Source organism: Variovorax beijingensis (assembly GCF_007828835.1).
Taxonomy (GTDB): domain Bacteria; phylum Pseudomonadota; class Gammaproteobacteria; order Burkholderiales; family Burkholderiaceae_C; genus Variovorax; species Variovorax beijingensis_A.
Window position 1 is genome coordinate 21,961 of sequence record NZ_VIVL01000007.1, and the last position, 15,967, is coordinate 37,927.

Consider the following 15,967-nt stretch of genomic DNA (forward strand, 5'->3'; position numbering starts at 1 on the left):
CCCAGGAGCATCGCCATGAGACTGCCTGTTCTCGCCCTTTCGGCCGCCGCGCTGGCGGCCATCCTGACCGGCTGCGTGGTCGCGCCGGCGCAACCTGTTTACACAGCGCCACCCGGCGTCGCCTACGTGGCCCCGACCTATGTGTCGCCGGGCGTGGGTTTCGTCTGGAACTACCACCCGCGCTACGGGTATGGCTGGTACCACCCCCGCTACGGCTGGCACCGCGGATGGAGGTAGCCCAGCGGGGGGGAAATCAGCTGGTTTCGGCGCTCTTGAAGAGGGCCGCGACCTTGCGCTTGGTCTTGATGTTGCTCGAGATGCCGCGTGAAGGCGCCGCCTTGGCGGCGGCTTCCCAGGCCGGCGTGGCGTCGGCCTGGCCCGGCTCGTAGGGCTTGTCGAAGAACGGATCGCGCGGCGCGGAGGGTGCGCGGTGCGGACGTCCGCCGCCGCGGCGGACTTCGGCCTCGCGGCGCTCGCGCGGCTGGTCGAGCACGTCGCGCGCATCGCCGGCTTCGCCTTCTTCGCGCCAGTGGCGGCGTCCGTCGTTGATGCGGCCGCGCGGACGGTCTTCCTCGAATTCGACGGGTTCGAGCTCGATCTTCTTCTTGATCAGCTTCTCGATGTCGGCCACCAGGCGCGCGTCGTTGCCGCCGCTCGCAAAGCTCACGGCCAGGCCCGAGGCGCCGGCGCGGCCGGTGCGGCCGATGCGGTGCACGTAGTCTTCGGCATTGAACGGAATGTCGAAGTTGAAGACCGCGGGCACGTCCTTGATGTCGAGGCCGCGGGCCGCGACGTCGGTGCACACCAGCAGGTCAACCTCACCGGCCTTGAACGAGGCGAGCGCCTTCAGCCGCTCGTCCTGGCTCTTGTCGCCGTGCAGCGCGGTGGTGCGAAGGCCGTCGCGCTCGAGCGAACGCGCCAGGCGTGCGCAGCCGAGCTTGCTGTTGACGAACACGAAAGCCTGCGTGATGCCGCGCTGCTTCACGATCTGCTTGAGCGCGCGGCGCTTGTCGTCGTCAATCACGCTGTAGAAATGCTGCTCGACCGTGGAGGCCGTTTCGTTCGGCCGCGCTACCTCGATGGTGACGGGGTTCTGCAGGTAGCTGTTTGCAAGCCGCTTGATCTCGGGCGAGAAGGTGGCCGAGAACAGGAGCGTGGTGCGCTGCTTGGGCAGGTAGCTCAGGATGCGCTGCAGGTCGGGCAGGAAGCCGATGTCGAGCATGCGGTCGGCCTCGTCGAGCACCACGTACTCGACCTGGTTCAGCACGGCGTTCTTGGCCTCGATGTGATCGAGCAGCCGGCCCGGCGTGGCCACCAGCACTTCGACGCCCTTCTTGAGCTCGAGCGTCTGAGGCTTCATGTCGATGCCGCCGAACACCACCGTGCTGCGCAGGTTGGTGTACTTGGCATACAGCTTGACCTGCTGGGCCACCTGGTCGGCCAGTTCGCGCGTGGGCAGCAGCACCAGCGCACGCACCGGATGCCGCGCGGGCGAGGTGGAGGCGTTCTCGTGCTTGAGCATGCGCTGCAGCAGCGGCAGCGAGAACGCCGCGGTCTTGCCGGTGCCGGTCTGCGCGGCTCCCATCACGTCCTGCCCCGAAAGCACGACCGGAATGGCCTGCTCCTGGATGGGAGTCATGGTCTCGTAGCCCATTTCGGCTACGGCGCGCGCCAGCGGTTCCGCCAGCGATAGATTGGAGAAGGAGCTTGTCATTAAGCCTTCTATTGTCGCACTGCCGCAAAAAATGGCAGTGACAGCGGCGCGACAAACTCCGCGCCAGCCGCATTGCTACTTATTTTGTAGCAACTTGCCCAACATCCACGGGCCTTTGAAGGCCTCGAGACTCAAAGATTGCGTGCGTTGAAGGTGTCGCAGGACTTGACGTCGCCGCTTTGGTAGCCCGCGCCGAACCAGCGCTGGCGCTGCGCACTCGATCCGTGGGTGAAGCTGTCGGGCACCACCGCGCGGCCCGCGGAACGCTGCAGCGCGTCGTCGCCGATCTTCTGCGCGGCATTCATCGCGGCCTCGATGTCGCCCGGGTCGAGCCACTTCTTCGACTCCTGCGAATGGTGCGCCCAGATGCCCGCGAAGCAGTCGGCCTGCAGTTCGACGCGAACGCTCAGGGCGTTGTTCTGCGACTGGCTCAGCCGCCCGCGCATGCCATCGACCTTGGCGGTCACGCCGAGTTCGTCCTGCACGTGGTGGCCGACCTCGTGCGCGATGACGTACGCCTGCGCGAATTCGCCGGGCGCGCCGAGCTGGTTCTTGAGCGTGTCGTAGAAGCCGAGGTCGATGTAGACCTTCTTGTCGCCGGGGCAGTAGAACGGCCCCATGGCCGCCTGGCCGGTGCCGCATGCCGTGGGCGTGGCGCCGCGGAACAGCACGAGCCGCGGCGGCTGGTAGCTGCCGCCGTTCTGCCGGAAGATGTCCGTCCAGACCACCTCGGTGTTGCGCAGCACGGTCGAGACGAAGGCCGCCTCGCGGTCGCTCGAGGGCGGCTTGGGCGCGGGGCCTTGCTGCTGTTGCTGCACCTGGACCTGCTCGCCACCGCCGCCGCTCAGCAGGCTGAGCACGGTCAGCGGATTGATGCCGAAGATCCAGCCCGCGATCAGCGCGACGGCAACGGTGCCGATGCCGATGCTTCGCCCGCCGATGAAACCGCCGCCGCCACCTTCACCACGGCGGTCTTCGACGTTCTCGGATTGTTCGTTGCCTTCCCATCTCATCGCAGTCTCCTTGCCGGCCTTGCGGATTTGCCGGATCGCCTCGGGATGGTACTTGGCCCTGCCGCCGGCTGCGTAACCGGCGGTCAGAATGCGCGGATCAGGTCTTGGGCAGCGTGACGCCGCGCTGCCCCTGGTACTTGCCGCCGCGGTCCTTGTAGCTGGTTTCGCAGACTTCGTCGCTCTCGAAGAACAGCACCTGTGCGCAGCCCTCTCCTGCATAGATCTTGGCGGGCAGCGGCGTGGTGTTGCTGAATTCGAGCGTCACGTAGCCCTCCCATTCGGGCTCGAAAGGCGTCACGTTGACGATGATGCCGCAGCGCGCATAGGTGCTCTTGCCCAGGCAGATGGTGAGCACGTTGCGCGGAATGCGGAAGTACTCGACCGTGCGCGCCAGCGCGAAGCTGTTGGGCGGAATGATGCAGTAGTCGCCGTGCATGTCGACGAAGCTCTTCTCGTCGAAGTTCTTCGGGTCGACCACGGTGCTGTGGATGTTGGTGAAAACCTTGAATTCAGGCGCGCACCGGATGTCGTAGCCGTAGCTCGAGGTGCCATAGCTGATGATCTTGTGGCCGGCGGCCTCGCGCACCTGGCCGGGCTCGAAGGGCTCGATCATGCCGGTCTGCTCGGCCATGCGCCGGATCCATTTGTCGCTCTTGATGCTCATATGCGGTCGCTGATGCTGCTGCGGGGAGGAATGGCGCGAATTGTGGCATGCGCCATGCCCCGGCCCTGCGGCGAGCTTGCGGCTATCCCGCCTGCGAGATCACCGTGCGCTCCACCAGCCGGTCGTCGCCCAGCACGATCATTGCGAACAGCAGCTCCTCGAGGCTGTTCGCGCGCGCGGCCTTGCGCGCCAGCAGGGGCGTGGCCTGCGGGTTGAGCACCAGGAAGTCGGCCTCGCAGCCGGGCTGCAGGTTGCCGACCACGCCACCCAGCCCCAGCGCGCGCGCCGCACCGCCGGTGTGGCGCCACCAGAGCTCGGAAGGTGCGATGCTCAGGCCGGCCTTGGTCTGCCCCTCGCGGCCCACGTAATAGGCTGCCATCATCGTGTGGAAGGGGCTGAAGCTGGTGCCGCCGCCCACGTCGCTGGCCAGGCCGTAGGGGTAGCCCACGCGGTCGGCCGCGCCGAAGTCGAAGAAGCCGCTGCCCAGGAACAGGTTGCTGGTCGGGCTCACGGCCGCGGCCGTCTTCGTGTCGCGCAGCAGCGCGCGGTCGGTGTCGTCCAGGTAGATGCAGTGCGCATACACGGCGCGCTCGCGCATCAGCCCGAAGCCGGCGTACACGTCGAGGTAGGAGCGCGCCTCGGGATAGAGCTCGCGCACCCACGCCACCTCGTCGCGGTTCTCGGCCACGTGCGACTGGATCCAGGTGCCGGGGTACTTCGCCGCCAGCTCGCCCGCGCCGCGCATCTGGGCGTCGGTGCTCGCGGGCGCGAAGCGCGGGGTGATGGCGTAGCCCAGGCGGCCGGTGTCGTGCCACTTGCGGATCAGCGCCTCGGAGTCGATGAGGCTCTGCTCGGTTTCATCGCGCACGCCGTCGGGCGAATGCCGGTCCTGCAGCACCTTGCCGCTGATCATGCGCAAATTGCGGCGCCGGGCGCCCTCGAAGAAGGCGTCGACCGAGGCCACGTGCGAAGTCGCGAAGGCCAGCGCGGTCGTGACGCCGTTGCGCAGCAGCTCGTCGAAGAACACGTCCGCCACTTCATTCGAATGCGCCGGGTCGGCGAACCTGGCTTCCGCCGGGAAGGTGTAGTTCTCGAGCCAGGGCAAGAGCCCCGGCGAGGGCGAGCCGATGATGTCGGTCTGCGGAAAGTGGATGTGCATGTCCACGAAGCCCGGCGCGAGGATGCGGCCCGGCAGGTGCGTCAGCTCGGCATCGGGATGGCGCGGCGACACGGCCGCATGGCTGCCGGCGTCGAGCACGCGCTGGCGGCCGGCACCGTCGGGCGCGACGACCAGCAGGCCGTCTTCATCGAAAACGGGCCGTCCGGCGTCGTCGAATCGCAGGAGGGAGGCGCGGTAGGCTTTTTTCATCGTGACTGCCGAGGGTAATCCAGCGCCGCGGCGCCGCAATTTCCATGTGCGTATGAATGCTATATGCCGAATGCACTTCAATCCGGCGGCAAGGCGCGCGACTGGATGTCGAAAGGCACGCCGCGGAGAACGGCCGCGTCGTCGTCCTTGTGCTTGAGCAGCAGCGCGTATTTGGATTCGATGAAATAGACGCGGTTGCCGAGCACCGCCCCGGAGGACGGGTCGTTGAGCCCGGCGGCCACCGTCTGCAGGCCGAGCTTTGCGCCATCGATGCGTGCCACCGTGACCTGCCCGCCATAGGGTCCGTCGCCGAAGGCATTGCTCTCGAACAGCACCAGCCGCCCGGGCTTCCAGGCGCGGATTGCGTCGACATTCTTCATCACGCGCGGCGCCTCGATGCGCGTGACCTCGCCAGCCCGGCCATCGGCGTTCAAACCGATGCGCAGCAGATGCGACGATGCCACCACGAGGCTCACGTAGATGGCGCGCCCACCATCGATGGCGATGCCGTTCAGTCCCTTGTAGGGCCCTTCGCCTGCCAGCGCCGGATCTTCCTTCCAGACCGCGAGCGCGGATGCGCCTGGCGCGAGCCGCAGCACGCGCGGGTGGAAGGAATCGGTCACGTAGATGTTGCCGCGCGTGTCCTGCGCAAGGTCGTTGCAGTAGCCTGCATCGGGCATGGCGTAGCTTGCGCGCGGCGTGCCCGTGGCCAGGTCGTAGCGCTTGAGCGCGCTCGGCGTCTGCGGCACGGTGGTGAAGCCGCTGTTGCCCGAGCAGACCCACAGGGCCTGGTGTTTCGCATCGACCAGCACGCCCTGCCCGTTCGCCAGGCCGTTGGCGCCGGGCTTCACGAGCAGTTCGGCCTTCGGCGCGGCGCCCGGCTTCAACCTGGCGACCGCGCCCTGCCGCCAGCTGCCGACATAGAACGCACCGTCCGGCCCGATCGCGACGCTTTCCGGGTACCAGTCTTCGGGCAGCGCCTGTACCGTGGGCGGCGCGGCAGTGGCCGCCGCCGTGGCGAGCGCGAGCAGCGCACCGGCCCATCGCGTGCGCCCGCTCATTGCCACACGCGGAACACGCGCCCCGTGAGCGGGCCTTCGACGCTGCGCACGTAGGCCAGCGCCACGCGCGCGGCCGGTACGGTTTCGACGCCCGGAAAGAAGGCGCCGTACGCCGCCACCGATTCGGTCAGCAGCGTCGGACTGACCGCATTGACGCGCAGGCCGCGCGTCAGCTCGATCGCCGCGCCTTTCACGAAACCCTCGACCGCCGCATTCACGGCCGCCGCATTGGCTCCCCCGCGAACCGGATCGTCGGCCGCCACGCCCGTGGTCAGCGTGATCGAGCCGCCATCTGCCAGAACCTGCTGGCCCAGCAGCGCAAGGCGCACCTGGCCGAGCAGCTTGTCCTGCAGGCCGATATTGAAATCGGCCGGCCGCATTTCTGCGAGCGGCCCGAAGAACAACCCCCCAGCCGCCGAGACGATCGCATCGACGCGCCCCACCACCGCATACAGCGCCTGGACGCTCGCATCGTTGGTGATGTCGACCTGCAGTTCGCCGCGCGTACGTCCCGCCCGCACCACCTCGTGCCCGCGTTCGGCCAGCACTCCGGCCACCGCACTGCCTATGGCGCCCGTCGCGCCCACAACAAGAATCTTCATGAACAACCTCGTCGAAATGAATCAGGAAGGGCCCATTGTTTTACGAACAGATAGTTTGATAAATTGCCATCCGGTTCGGCAATTCGAAACTCGGGGTTCTCAATATGGACAAGCTGCGCGCCATGGAAGTCTTCGTCACCACGGTGGACGCGGGCAGCTTCGCCGCGGCGGCCGAGGCGCTCGATCTCTCGGCCGTGATGGTCGGCAAGCACATCCGCGCGCTCGAAGATCAGCTCGGCGCGCGCCTGCTGGAGCGCACCACGCGGCGCCATGCGCTCACGGAAATCGGCGCGGCCTACCTGGAGCGCTGCCGCGACGTGCTCGCGAGCGTGCACACGGCCGACGGCGTGGCCGAGTCGCTGCGCGCCATGCCGCAGGGCGTGCTGCGCGTGACGGCGCCGGTGGCCTACGGCGCACACCGGCTCACCCCGGTGATCGGCGATTACATCGCGGCCTATCCGCAGGTGAAGGTGGACCTGGTGCTCAACGACCGCGTGGTCGACCTGGCCGAAGAAGGCTTCGACTGCGGCATCCGCTCGGGCGCGGCGGTCGACGAACGCCTCATCGCGCGGCCGCTCGCACTGGCGCGCATGTTCGCGGTCGCAAGCCCCGCGTGGATCGCGCGCCACGGCCAACCGAAGCACCCCTCGGACCTCGAGGCCTTTGCGCTGCTGGGCTTTGCCGCCTGGGGCCCGAACCATTCATGGCGCTTCACGCGCGGCGGCCAGACGGTGCATGTGCCGGTGCGCGGCCCGCTCACCACCAACAACGGGCAGGCGCTGCTCGCTGCCGCAATGGCCGGCGTCGGGGTGATCGTGCAGGCCGATGCGCTGCTCGGCCCTGCCCTGGCCTCGGGCCAGGTGGTTCAGCTGCTGCCCGAGTGGGAGCTGCCGACGCGGCAGGTGCACATCATGCGGCTGCCCGAGGCCCGGCCGAGCGCCAAGCTGCGCACCTTCGTCGACTTCGTGGTCGAGCGCTTGGGTTAGCGCGCCACACGCCCCTGCACGCCCTCGACCAGCCAGTTCATCTTCAGGATCTGCTCGTCGTTCAGCTGCGCACCCTTGGCGATGACGGTGCGGCCTTCGTTGTCGCGCACGTCGCCGCCCACCGCGCGGAACGGCTGCAGCCTGCCTTCCGCGATGTCCTTCTGCCGCGCCAAAACTTCCTGCTGCACGGCCTTGGGCACCTTGGTGCCGAAGTCGCCGACGCGGATCATTCCCTCCTTCACGCCGCCCCACACGTTGCCGCTCTTCCAGTTGCCTTCGAGCACGGCCCGCGCACGCTCGGTGTAGTAGCCGCCCCACTGGTGCGTGACGGCGACGATCTGCGCGTCGGGCGCGATCCTGCGCATGTCGGAGTGGTAGGCCACGGCCATCTTGCCGCGTTCCTGCGCCGCGGCCATGACGGCAGTGGAACCGGTGTGGAAGGCGATGACGTCGGCGTTCTGGTTGAACAGCGCCATGGCCGCGTCGCGCTCCTTCGGCGGATCGAACCACTCGTTGAGCCACACCACGGCCACCTTGGCATCCGGGTTCACCGAGCGCATGCCGAGCGTGAAAGCGTTGATGCCCTGCAGCACCTCGGGAATCGGAAAGCCCGCCACATAGCCCGCAACGTTCGTCTTCGTCATGCGGCCGGCCGCGATGCCCGCGAGATAGCGGCCTTCGTAGTAGCGCGCATTGGCGGTGGCGACGTTGGGCGCGGCCTTGTAGCCGGTGATCGATTCGAACTTCACGTCGGGGAAATCGCGCGCCACCTTGAGCGTGGGCTCCATGTAGCCGAAGCTGGGCGTGAAGATCAGCCGGTGCCCCTGCTGTGCGAGGTCGCGGATCACGCGCTCGGCGTCGGCGCCCTCTGGCACGTTCTCGACGAAGGTGGTCCTGACCTTGCCGCCAAGTGCGGCCTCGACGGCCTTGCGGCCCTCTTCGTGCTGGCGCACCCAGCCGGCATCGGTGACCGGCGTGACGTAGACGAAGCCGATCTTCAGCGGCTCTTTCGGAGCCTGCGGTTGCGACAAGGCGGGAGACAGAAAACAGGCGGCTGCCCACGCCAGAACGGCGCGGCCCGCGAGGTTTTTGTACATGGTGTTCCTCTACATGGCCCCGGAAAAGCAAAAACCCGCAACCGGCCGGGACGCCCGGCTGCGGGGTGCGGATTTTAGTCGGCCGTTTTCAGGCCGACCGGCCCGCGCCGGCTACTCGCTGACGACCGCGCTGCGGTAGGCCGCATCGGCCTTGATCTCGGCTTCGGAGAACGGCACCTTGAGCCACTGCCCCGCGCTGTAGGCGCGCGTGTAGTCGGCGCTGTGCGCCGAGGCCGGGTCGTCCGACAGCGAGAACGTGAGGAAGGTATGCGCCTCGACGCCGCCCTCGGGGAAGCGCACGATCTGCATGTAGCTGTTGCCGTTGGGGTTGCCGTCCATCGTGTAGCCGCCCTTGTCGAGCCGGTTCTCCGAGCAGGCGATGGTGAAGTAGCCCGGCCCGCCGCAGCCGCCGTACAGCGGGATCTTCTGGCCACCGCGCGTGGCGAACAGGTAGTCGCCGCGCTTCGCATCGAGCGCAAAGCCGCTGGCTTCCACGCGCGCGATGGCCGCGCCGAAAGCCTGCTGCAGCGCGGCTTGCGCACCGGGCTTCAGGTCGCGCGGCGTGTGGATCGGGTCGCTCGCGCTGAAGGGCACGCTGTAGAGTGTGGCCGCGGACTGCAACGATGCGCGGTTCCAGAACTCGTCCCAGATGTGCGCGCCGCGCGCCCCGCGCGTGCCGGTGTTGTCCCAGGCCTGGAGTGCCGCGCAGGCCGGACCGGTGTCCACGTCGCGCCCGATGGCTGCGCCGCCCTGCGGATCGGCCGCCACATTGATCGTCGGCGTCGCGCACACCATGGCCAGCGCCTGATCCTTGAACAGCTCGGCCGTCAGCACGCGGCTGTCGAGCACCATCCGCTTGACGGTGTCGGCAGTGGCCCCCTTGGCGCCGTACGCATCGCCGCCGTCGATGCGCCCCTGTGCCAGCAGGTTGCCCAGGCGCGTGCGGAAGGTGACCGGTTCGGTTCCCGCAGGCCCCATGATGGCCGGGTAGCCGGACATCGGTGCCTTGGGGTTCGCGAGCCAGTAGCTGTCGTTCATGTTGGCCACGTAGTCGTCGCGCATCAGGCTGGGCATGCGGGCCGGGCCGATCGCGCCCCGCTGCGCGGAATCGGCATCGGTCTGCCAGTCGCATTCGCTCTTCGAGCCATCGAAGACCGGCACGCGCGGCAGCGAGGCGCCGATCGCCGCACCCAGCGGCGTCGTGCAACTCGCCACCTGGGTGGGCGACACATTGGGGATCGCGCCGATGTCGGCATACCAGGCCTTGGGCGCGCCGCGGCCCACGGCCACGGTGTTGACCCACGGAATGGCCGATTCCTCGCGCTGGATCGCGATGAACTCGTCAAGCGACTTCGCCTGGTTCCAGCGCAGCCAGTTCCGGAAGGTGCGGTAGTTCTCGCCGTTGATGTCGCGGATCGCGAAGGCCGTGGTCTGGCTCCAGGCCAGCGCGGCATTCAGCGGCGCCAGGTTGACCATCGGCCCGTACTCCGACTTGTAGAGCGTGCGCGTCACCGGCGCCACGCTGCCGTCGGACTGCTTCACCTTGACCGTGATCTCCAGCGCCTGCATCTTCACGGCGCTGCCATCGCGCATGTAGCGGGTCGGGTCGCCCGCCACGAGCTTGAGTTCGAAGAAGCCGAAGCGGCGCGCGGTCGACACCGTGTGGCTCCACGCGATGTTGTCGTTGAAGCCGATCAGGATCACCGGAATGCCCAGGAACGAGGTACCACTGATGTTGAGCTGGCCCGGAATCGTGAGCTGCGCCTGGTAGAAGCGGTCGGGCCCGCGCCAGTACCAGTGCGGATTGCCGAAGAGCAGCGGGCTCGCGTCGCCGGTGGCCGCGGTGCCGAAGCCGATCATGTTGCTGCCGACGCCTTCGTGCCCGCCCACCTGCAGCCCGGGCATGCGCATGCCGGCCCTCGCGAGTTGCAGCGCGCCCTTGTCGAGCCTGCCGCGCGCGGCGGTCTTGGTGGACGCCGCCGGTGCCGGAGCGATCGCGTTGGCGATGTTGGGCAGGAAGTTGCTGTAGCCGCCTGCGAGATTGGCCGCGTACATGCGGCGGTAGATGTCTTCGGCCGTGACGGGCTTCACCCAGGGCTCGTTGCGGCAGGCCTCGTGCGCCGCGCCGCCGGCCTTCAGCTCGCGCACATAGCGGTTGTAGCCCGCGGCGAAGCCCTCGACCAGCTGCTTCAGGTTGTCGGGCTGTGCGGCAATCATCTTCTCGAGCACGTCGGCCGAGATCACGTGCCGGTGGAAGAAGTCGGAGTCGATGTTCTTCGGCCGGCCGATGGTGCTGCCGGCCACGAGCTGGGCCTCTCCGCCGAGGTACTGCGAACGCTCGCCGCGGTAGGTGAGGAACGAGTCGGCCATGGTGCAGAGGTTGTCCTCGGCCTGCGCGTAGCCATAGCCGTAGCCCGCGCCGGACCAGGTGTCGGCCTTGATGTGCGGCACGCCCATCGCAGTGCGGCGGATCTCGGCCTTGTAGGTGCTGTCGGCCGGCGGGTTGGCGGGCGGATTGCCGGTGACGGGCGGGAACGAGAACCCGTTGCCGCCTCCACCGCCACCGCAGGCGGTGAGCGCGGCTGCAGTTGCCAACGCGAGCAGGAACGGCGGCATGGCGCCGCGCGAAGATGTCTGTCTCATGGATGTCTCCGGTTGATGCTCTCTTGATGGAGCAACCTGGAGCCTACGCATGGAGACAGGCGGCGGCTTGAACGCAGCCGCTGTCGTGCGGGCGGTTCAGTGGACGGTCGCGTGGCCCCACGCATGCGACGCCTGCGCGTCCGCCGTCACATGCACCCGGCTCGCGAGAAACGACGGCGGCAGCCCGAAGTAGCGCTGGAAGGTGCGGCTCATGTGCGCCGCATCGGTGAAGCCGCTGACCAGCGCCACATCCGTGAGCGGCCGGTGGCCGGTGAACTGCTGCACCGTGCGCCGCACCTTGGTCCACAACGCATAGCGCTTGACGGACACGCCCACCTGCTCGGCGAAGAGATGCGTCAGCCGGTCGGGCGAGAGGCAGGCCACGGCCGAGAGTTTCTTCAGCGGGATCTGGCCCGCGTGTTCGCGGATGGCCTGCAGCACGCGCTCGATGCGCCGGTCGATCGGCGGCACGAGCTCGGGGCATCCGGTGATTGCCTCGACCATCTTCGCGCTGAGCGACTGCAGGCTGGCGTCGCCGAGCAGCCCGCGCTGCGCCGGGTCGAAGTCGTCGCGCAGCTTGCCGAAGCGGCGCGCATCGATCGGCTCGATGCCGTGGCCGCCCATGCAGCGTGCGAGCATGCGGTAGGCGCTCGATGCCGGATCGAGGTTGAGCGACAGCAGCCCGCAGCCATCGACATCGAGCCGGCGCGACACATGCGGGGCCACCAGCGCGGCGGTGCAATGCACGCGCGTGCCATCGACCGCCTCGAGCATGAACGGATGGCCGCTGACCGACGCCAGCAGCGTCGCCGACGAGCGCGCCGTGAGCCCCGACTGGATCGCCGGCGTGATGTAGAGAAACCTGTCGTCCCAGAGATGCAGGAAGTTTTGCTGCGTGGTCATGCCGTGTCTCGTTTTTTTGTCTTGTCTCCGGCGACGGATTCTCATGCATCGGCACGGCGCAAGGGCTACGGGATTGTGCCCGGTGCGGTTCAGTGAAGCTGCGCGGGCTCCGCCTGCACATGCTCGCGCACCGCCTCCAGCAGCAGCGTGGCAAGGCGGGTCACCGGCGCCTCGGCCGCGGGCTGCGCGCGATAGAGCATGAGCGACATCTGCGGCAGCGCCGGCAGGCCGATGGCCGTGCGCTCGATGGCACGCACATGCGCAGGCAGGCCGAAGGGCGTGCGCACCGACAGGCCCAGGCCGGCCGAGGTGGCGGCCCACAGCGCGGCCAGGCTGGCGCTGGTGAACACATGGCGCCACGGCGTGCCGGCGCGGTCGAGCGCGGCAACGACGATCTCGCGCAGCGGGCATGGCGCATCGAGCAGCACCAGCGGCAGCGGCTCCCGGCTCTTGCGCACGCCCGGGCGGCGTTCGCGCTCCTTCCACCAGGCTGCGTCGAGCGCATCGGGCGCCCTGGGGCCGATCCATTGCAGGGGCAGCCGCGCCACGCGCTCGCCATGCGGCGTCATCTGCTCGCCGGTGTCCCACACCAGGGCCAGGTCGAGCTGCCGCAGCTCGAGCCGTTCGCGCAGTTCCGCGCTGCGCGCCACGCAGGCCTCGATGCGCACCTTGGGATGCGCGCGCGCAAAGCGGCCGAGCACCGCGGGCAGCAGCGTTTCGCCGAAGTCTTCCTGCAGGCCGAGCCGCACCCAGCCCTGCAGGTCCGCACCGCGCATGGCGGCGCCGGCTTCCGCGTTGAGTTCGAGCATGCGGTGGGCGTAGGCCAGCAGCGTTTCGCCCGCGTCGGTGAGCTCCAGCCCGCGGCCGGCCTTGCGGAACAGCGCGGTGCCGGCCTGCGCCTCGAGCTTCTTCAATTGCGCGCTCACGGCCGATGTGGAGCGGCCCAGCCTGTCGGCGGCGCGCGCATAGCTGCCAAGCGCGATGCCGGTGGAAAAACTGCGCAGCACGTCGAGATCGAACATCACCTGGGACATGGATTCACCCTTCGTTGATCGTCCTGATTTTTGGGACGATTCACTCATTATTTTCTGATTTTCAAAAGCTTTGCAACGGCGGACACTGCGCCGCAACATGATCCATTCGAACTCCCCCCTTTCGTATTCGCCGCACCACCGCTGGAAGGTGCTGGCCGCGGGCGTGGCCGCCAACGTGGCGTTCTCCGTGGCCATCAACGGCATCCCGATGACGGCTGTGCTGATGCGCACCGGCTACCAGCTCGACAACGCCGCGCTCGGCCTCGTGCTTGGCCTCATGGGCCTGGGCATCGCCATGAGCGAGCTGCCGTGGGGCCTGCTGACCGACCGCTGGGGCGACCGGCCGGTGCTGCTCATGGGCCTGGGCAGCATGGCCGTCGCGCTCGTGGCGATGGCGCTGTGGGCCGTGCCTGGCGCCGCACGCATTCCGGGCATGGGTTGGCTCGGCGGCGGACTGCTGCTGGTCGGCCTGCTGGGAGGCAGCGTCAACGGCGCGAGTGGCCGCGCGCTGATGACATGGTTCGACGCCGGAGAGCGCGGGCTCGCCATGAGCATCCGCCAGACCGCGGTGCCGCTGGGTGGCGGCATCGGCGCGTTGGTGCTGCCATTCGTGACGCTGCATTTCGGCTTTGCCGCGCTGTACGGCCTGCTCGCGCTGCTGTGCGCGCTGGGCGCGGCCGCATGCTGGGCCTGGGTGCACGAGCCGCCGGTGGCCCGGCGCGCCAGCACCGCGGAAATGCCCTCGGTGCCCGGAGCCAGCGGCCCGCTGCACGACGCCCGCGTGTGGCGCATTGCGGCCGGCATCGGCCTTCTGTGCGCGCCGCAGTTCGCGGTGCTGTCCTTCGGCACGGTGTTCCTGCACGATTTCGGCCATGCGGGCCTCGCGGCGATCACGGCCACCATGGTCTTCGTGCAGGTCGGCGCGATGGTGATGCGGGTATGGAGCGGCCGCTGGACCGACCGCCGCCGCAACCGTCCCGCCTACCTGCGCGCCTGCAGCGCCCTCAGCGTGCTGCTGTTCGCGGGGCTCGCGGCGCTGGTGCTGGCGGCGGGCACCCATGGGGCCGATTCAGTAGCGCTGCGCATTGCACTGGTGGCGCTGCTGGCGGCCAGCGGCGTCTGCGTGTCGGCATGGCACGGCGTGGCCTATACGGAACTGGCCACGCTGGCCGGTGCGGCCCGCGCGGGCACGGCGCTCGGCATGGCGAACACCAGCGTGTTCCTGGTGTGCTTCCTCACGCCCTTCTCGATCCCGCACCTGCTGGCGCTGCAGGGCTGGCCGCTGGTGTGGCTCGTGGCCAGTGCCTGCGCGCTGATGGCGATGCCGCTGCTGGTGCCGCGGCCCGCCGCGGCCGATCAGAAGGCCGCGAAGACGGCGTTGAGCCGGTCCACGTAGGCGCGCTTGGCGGCCGCGTCGATGAAGCTGCCCTCGAAGCTGTTGGCCGCGAGCTGCCAGGCCTGCTGCACGCCGAGCCCTGTGGCCGCGAAGGTCTGGGTGAAGTTCTGGTTCATGTAGCCGCCGAAGTAGGCCGGGTCGTCCGAGTTGACGGTGGCGACCAGCCCCGCGTCGAGCAGCGCACCCAGGTTGTGCCGCGCCAGGTCGGGGAACACGCACAGCTTGAGGTTGGACAGCGGGCACACGGTGAGCGGAATGCGGTCCTGCGCGAGCCGCTTCATCAGGGCTGGGTCCTTCGCGCTTTGCACGCCATGGTCGACGCGCTCGACCTTCAGCACGTCGAGCGCGCTCCACACATAGGCCGGCGGGCCCTCCTCGCCCGCATGCGCGACGAGGTGGAAGCCCAGCTCGCGGCAGCGCGCGAACACGCGGGCGAACTTCTCGGGCGGATGGCCGACCTCGCTTGAATCGAGGCCTACGCCGATGAACTTGTCCCGAAACGGCAGCGCCTGTTCCAGCGTCTCGAAGGCTTCTTCCTCGCTCAGGTGACGCAGGAAGCACAGGATGAGCGCCGCGCTCACGCCGAGCTTCGCCTCTGCATCCGTGCACGCGCGGTGCAGGCCGTTGACGACCGTCTCCATCGGTACGCCGCGCGCGGTGTGCGTCTGCGGGTCGAAGAACATCTCGGTGCGCACCACGTTGTCGGCCGCGGCGCGCTCCAGGTAGGCCCAGGCCATGTCGTAGAAGTCCTGCTCCTTCAGCAGCACGCTGGCGCCGGCGTAGTAGATGTCGAGAAAGCTCTGCAGGTTGGTGAAGGCATAGGCGTGGCGCAGCTCTTCGACGCTCGCGTACGGTATGGCCACGCCGTTGCGCTGCGCGAGCGCGAAGATCAGCTCGGGTTCGAGCGAGCCCTCGATATGCATGTGCAGCTCGGCCTTGGGCATGGCGCGCAGCAGCTCGGGCAGGCGCTCGGCGGCGATCTTGCCGAAGCTCTGGTCGAAGACGGGGCGGTAGTCGGTCATGGTGGGAAAATCGGCGTTGTGATTCCGCACAGCATAAGCGCAGCCGCCCCGCGGGAGATGCGCCAGAACGTATAGGGCCCATGCTTCTCATTCCAAAACGGCCATCAAGCAACGGGCGGAAACTTCCATTGCTCGCGCTGCTGGCTTCGTTGTCGATTTCCGCTCCGGCATTCGCCGCCACTGTCGACGGCGCACAGGCACTGGCCCGTGAACGCGGCTGCCTCGCCTGCCACGGCCTGCTCCGAAAGCAGGTCGGACCCGGCTTCGCGCAGATCGCCGAGCGCTACCGCAGCGACGCGGCGGCGCCCTCCCGGCTGGCCGGCAAGATCCGAGGCGGCAGCGTGGGCACCTGGGGACGCGTCATCATGCCGCGCCAGCCGCAGCTGAGCGATGAAGAGGCGAAGGCCCTGGCCGGATGGGTTCTTTCGCAGCCGCCGCCATGAAGCGCGGCCGCAGTCTGGCA

15 protein-coding genes are annotated in these 15,967 nt (G+C 68.5%); 4 read left to right on the plus strand and 11 right to left on the minus strand.

Going from position 1 to position 15,967, the window contains the following annotated elements:
• The first annotated feature begins 15 nt into the window (after positions 1 to 15).
• Positions 16 to 237: a hypothetical protein gene (locus tag FB547_RS20060; RefSeq protein ID WP_145745275.1), complete on the plus strand. Its 222-nt coding sequence runs from the start codon at positions 16 to 18 to the stop codon at positions 235 to 237.
• A gap of 16 nt (positions 238 to 253) precedes the next feature.
• Here FB547_RS20060 and FB547_RS20065 read toward each other — a convergent pair whose 3' ends face one another.
• From FB547_RS20065 to FB547_RS20090, 6 genes are all read right to left on the minus strand, one after another.
• Positions 254 to 1,714 carry a DEAD/DEAH box helicase gene (locus tag FB547_RS20065; RefSeq protein ID WP_145745277.1) on the minus strand — a complete coding sequence of 487 codons (1,461 nt, stop codon included), beginning with the start codon at positions 1,712 to 1,714 and terminating at the stop codon, positions 254 to 256.
• Between the two features lie 131 nt (positions 1,715 to 1,845).
• The gene (locus tag FB547_RS20070; RefSeq protein ID WP_145745278.1) at positions 1,846 to 2,727 is read right to left on the minus strand and encodes a neutral zinc metallopeptidase; all 882 of its coding nucleotides are present in this window, start codon (positions 2,725 to 2,727) and stop codon (positions 1,846 to 1,848) included.
• Between the two features lie 97 nt (positions 2,728 to 2,824).
• Positions 2,825 to 3,391: a dCTP deaminase gene (gene dcd, locus FB547_RS20075; protein WP_018905384.1), complete on the minus strand. Its 567-nt coding sequence runs from the start codon at positions 3,389 to 3,391 to the stop codon at positions 2,825 to 2,827.
• A gap of 82 nt (positions 3,392 to 3,473) precedes the next feature.
• A complete protein-coding gene (gene guaD, locus FB547_RS20080) occupies positions 3,474 to 4,760 on the minus strand; it encodes a guanine deaminase (protein ID WP_145745280.1) in 1,287 nt (428 codons plus the stop codon).
• Positions 4,761 to 4,837: 77 nt separating this feature from the next.
• Positions 4,838 to 5,821: a hypothetical protein gene (locus tag FB547_RS20085; protein WP_145745282.1), complete on the minus strand. Its 984-nt coding sequence runs from the start codon at positions 5,819 to 5,821 to the stop codon at positions 4,838 to 4,840.
• Positions 5,818 to 6,423: a short chain dehydrogenase gene (locus FB547_RS20090; RefSeq protein ID WP_145745284.1), complete on the minus strand. Its 606-nt coding sequence runs from the start codon at positions 6,421 to 6,423 to the stop codon at positions 5,818 to 5,820. The genes FB547_RS20085 and FB547_RS20090 overlap by 4 nt, the downstream gene beginning before the upstream one ends.
• A gap of 104 nt (positions 6,424 to 6,527) precedes the next feature.
• Here FB547_RS20090 and FB547_RS20095 point away from each other — a divergent pair, with 104 nt between their 5' ends.
• Complete coding sequence (locus FB547_RS20095; RefSeq protein WP_145745286.1) at positions 6,528 to 7,409, plus strand: LysR family transcriptional regulator; 882 nt, start codon at positions 6,528 to 6,530, stop codon at positions 7,407 to 7,409.
• On the opposite strand, the gene FB547_RS20100 is transcribed toward FB547_RS20095, so the two are convergent.
• The 4 genes from FB547_RS20100 to FB547_RS20115 form a co-directional block, all read right to left on the minus strand.
• A complete protein-coding gene (locus FB547_RS20100) occupies positions 7,406 to 8,506 on the minus strand; it encodes a BMP family ABC transporter substrate-binding protein (RefSeq protein ID WP_145745288.1) in 1,101 nt (366 codons plus the stop codon). The genes FB547_RS20095 and FB547_RS20100 overlap by 4 nt on opposite strands.
• 111 nt (positions 8,507 to 8,617) lie before the next feature.
• Complete coding sequence (locus FB547_RS20105) at positions 8,618 to 11,149, minus strand: penicillin acylase family protein (protein WP_145745290.1); 2,532 nt, start codon at positions 11,147 to 11,149, stop codon at positions 8,618 to 8,620.
• Between the two features lie 96 nt (positions 11,150 to 11,245).
• The gene (locus tag FB547_RS20110; protein ID WP_145745292.1) at positions 11,246 to 12,052 is read right to left on the minus strand and encodes a helix-turn-helix domain-containing protein; all 807 of its coding nucleotides are present in this window, start codon (positions 12,050 to 12,052) and stop codon (positions 11,246 to 11,248) included.
• A gap of 89 nt (positions 12,053 to 12,141) precedes the next feature.
• Positions 12,142 to 13,086 (minus strand): LysR substrate-binding domain-containing protein, encoded by a 945-nt coding sequence (locus FB547_RS20115; protein WP_145745294.1) that lies wholly within the window; start codon positions 13,084 to 13,086, stop codon positions 12,142 to 12,144.
• Between the two features lie 97 nt (positions 13,087 to 13,183).
• On the opposite strand from FB547_RS20115, the gene FB547_RS20120 reads away from it, so the two are divergent.
• The gene (locus tag FB547_RS20120) at positions 13,184 to 14,482 is read left to right on the plus strand and encodes an MFS transporter (RefSeq protein ID WP_145745296.1); all 1,299 of its coding nucleotides are present in this window, start codon (positions 13,184 to 13,186) and stop codon (positions 14,480 to 14,482) included.
• Here the strand turns inward: FB547_RS20120 and FB547_RS20125 are convergent.
• The gene (locus FB547_RS20125) at positions 14,443 to 15,504 is read right to left on the minus strand and encodes an adenosine deaminase (protein WP_145745298.1); all 1,062 of its coding nucleotides are present in this window, start codon (positions 15,502 to 15,504) and stop codon (positions 14,443 to 14,445) included. The two genes, FB547_RS20120 and FB547_RS20125, sit on opposite strands and share 40 nt — an antisense overlap.
• 128 nt (positions 15,505 to 15,632) lie before the next feature.
• Here FB547_RS20125 and FB547_RS20130 point away from each other — a divergent pair, with 128 nt between their 5' ends.
• Positions 15,633 to 15,947, plus strand: a complete 315-nt coding sequence (locus FB547_RS20130) for a c-type cytochrome (RefSeq protein WP_370878886.1) — start codon at positions 15,633 to 15,635, stop codon at positions 15,945 to 15,947.
• The last annotated feature ends 20 nt before the right edge of the window (positions 15,948 to 15,967 follow it).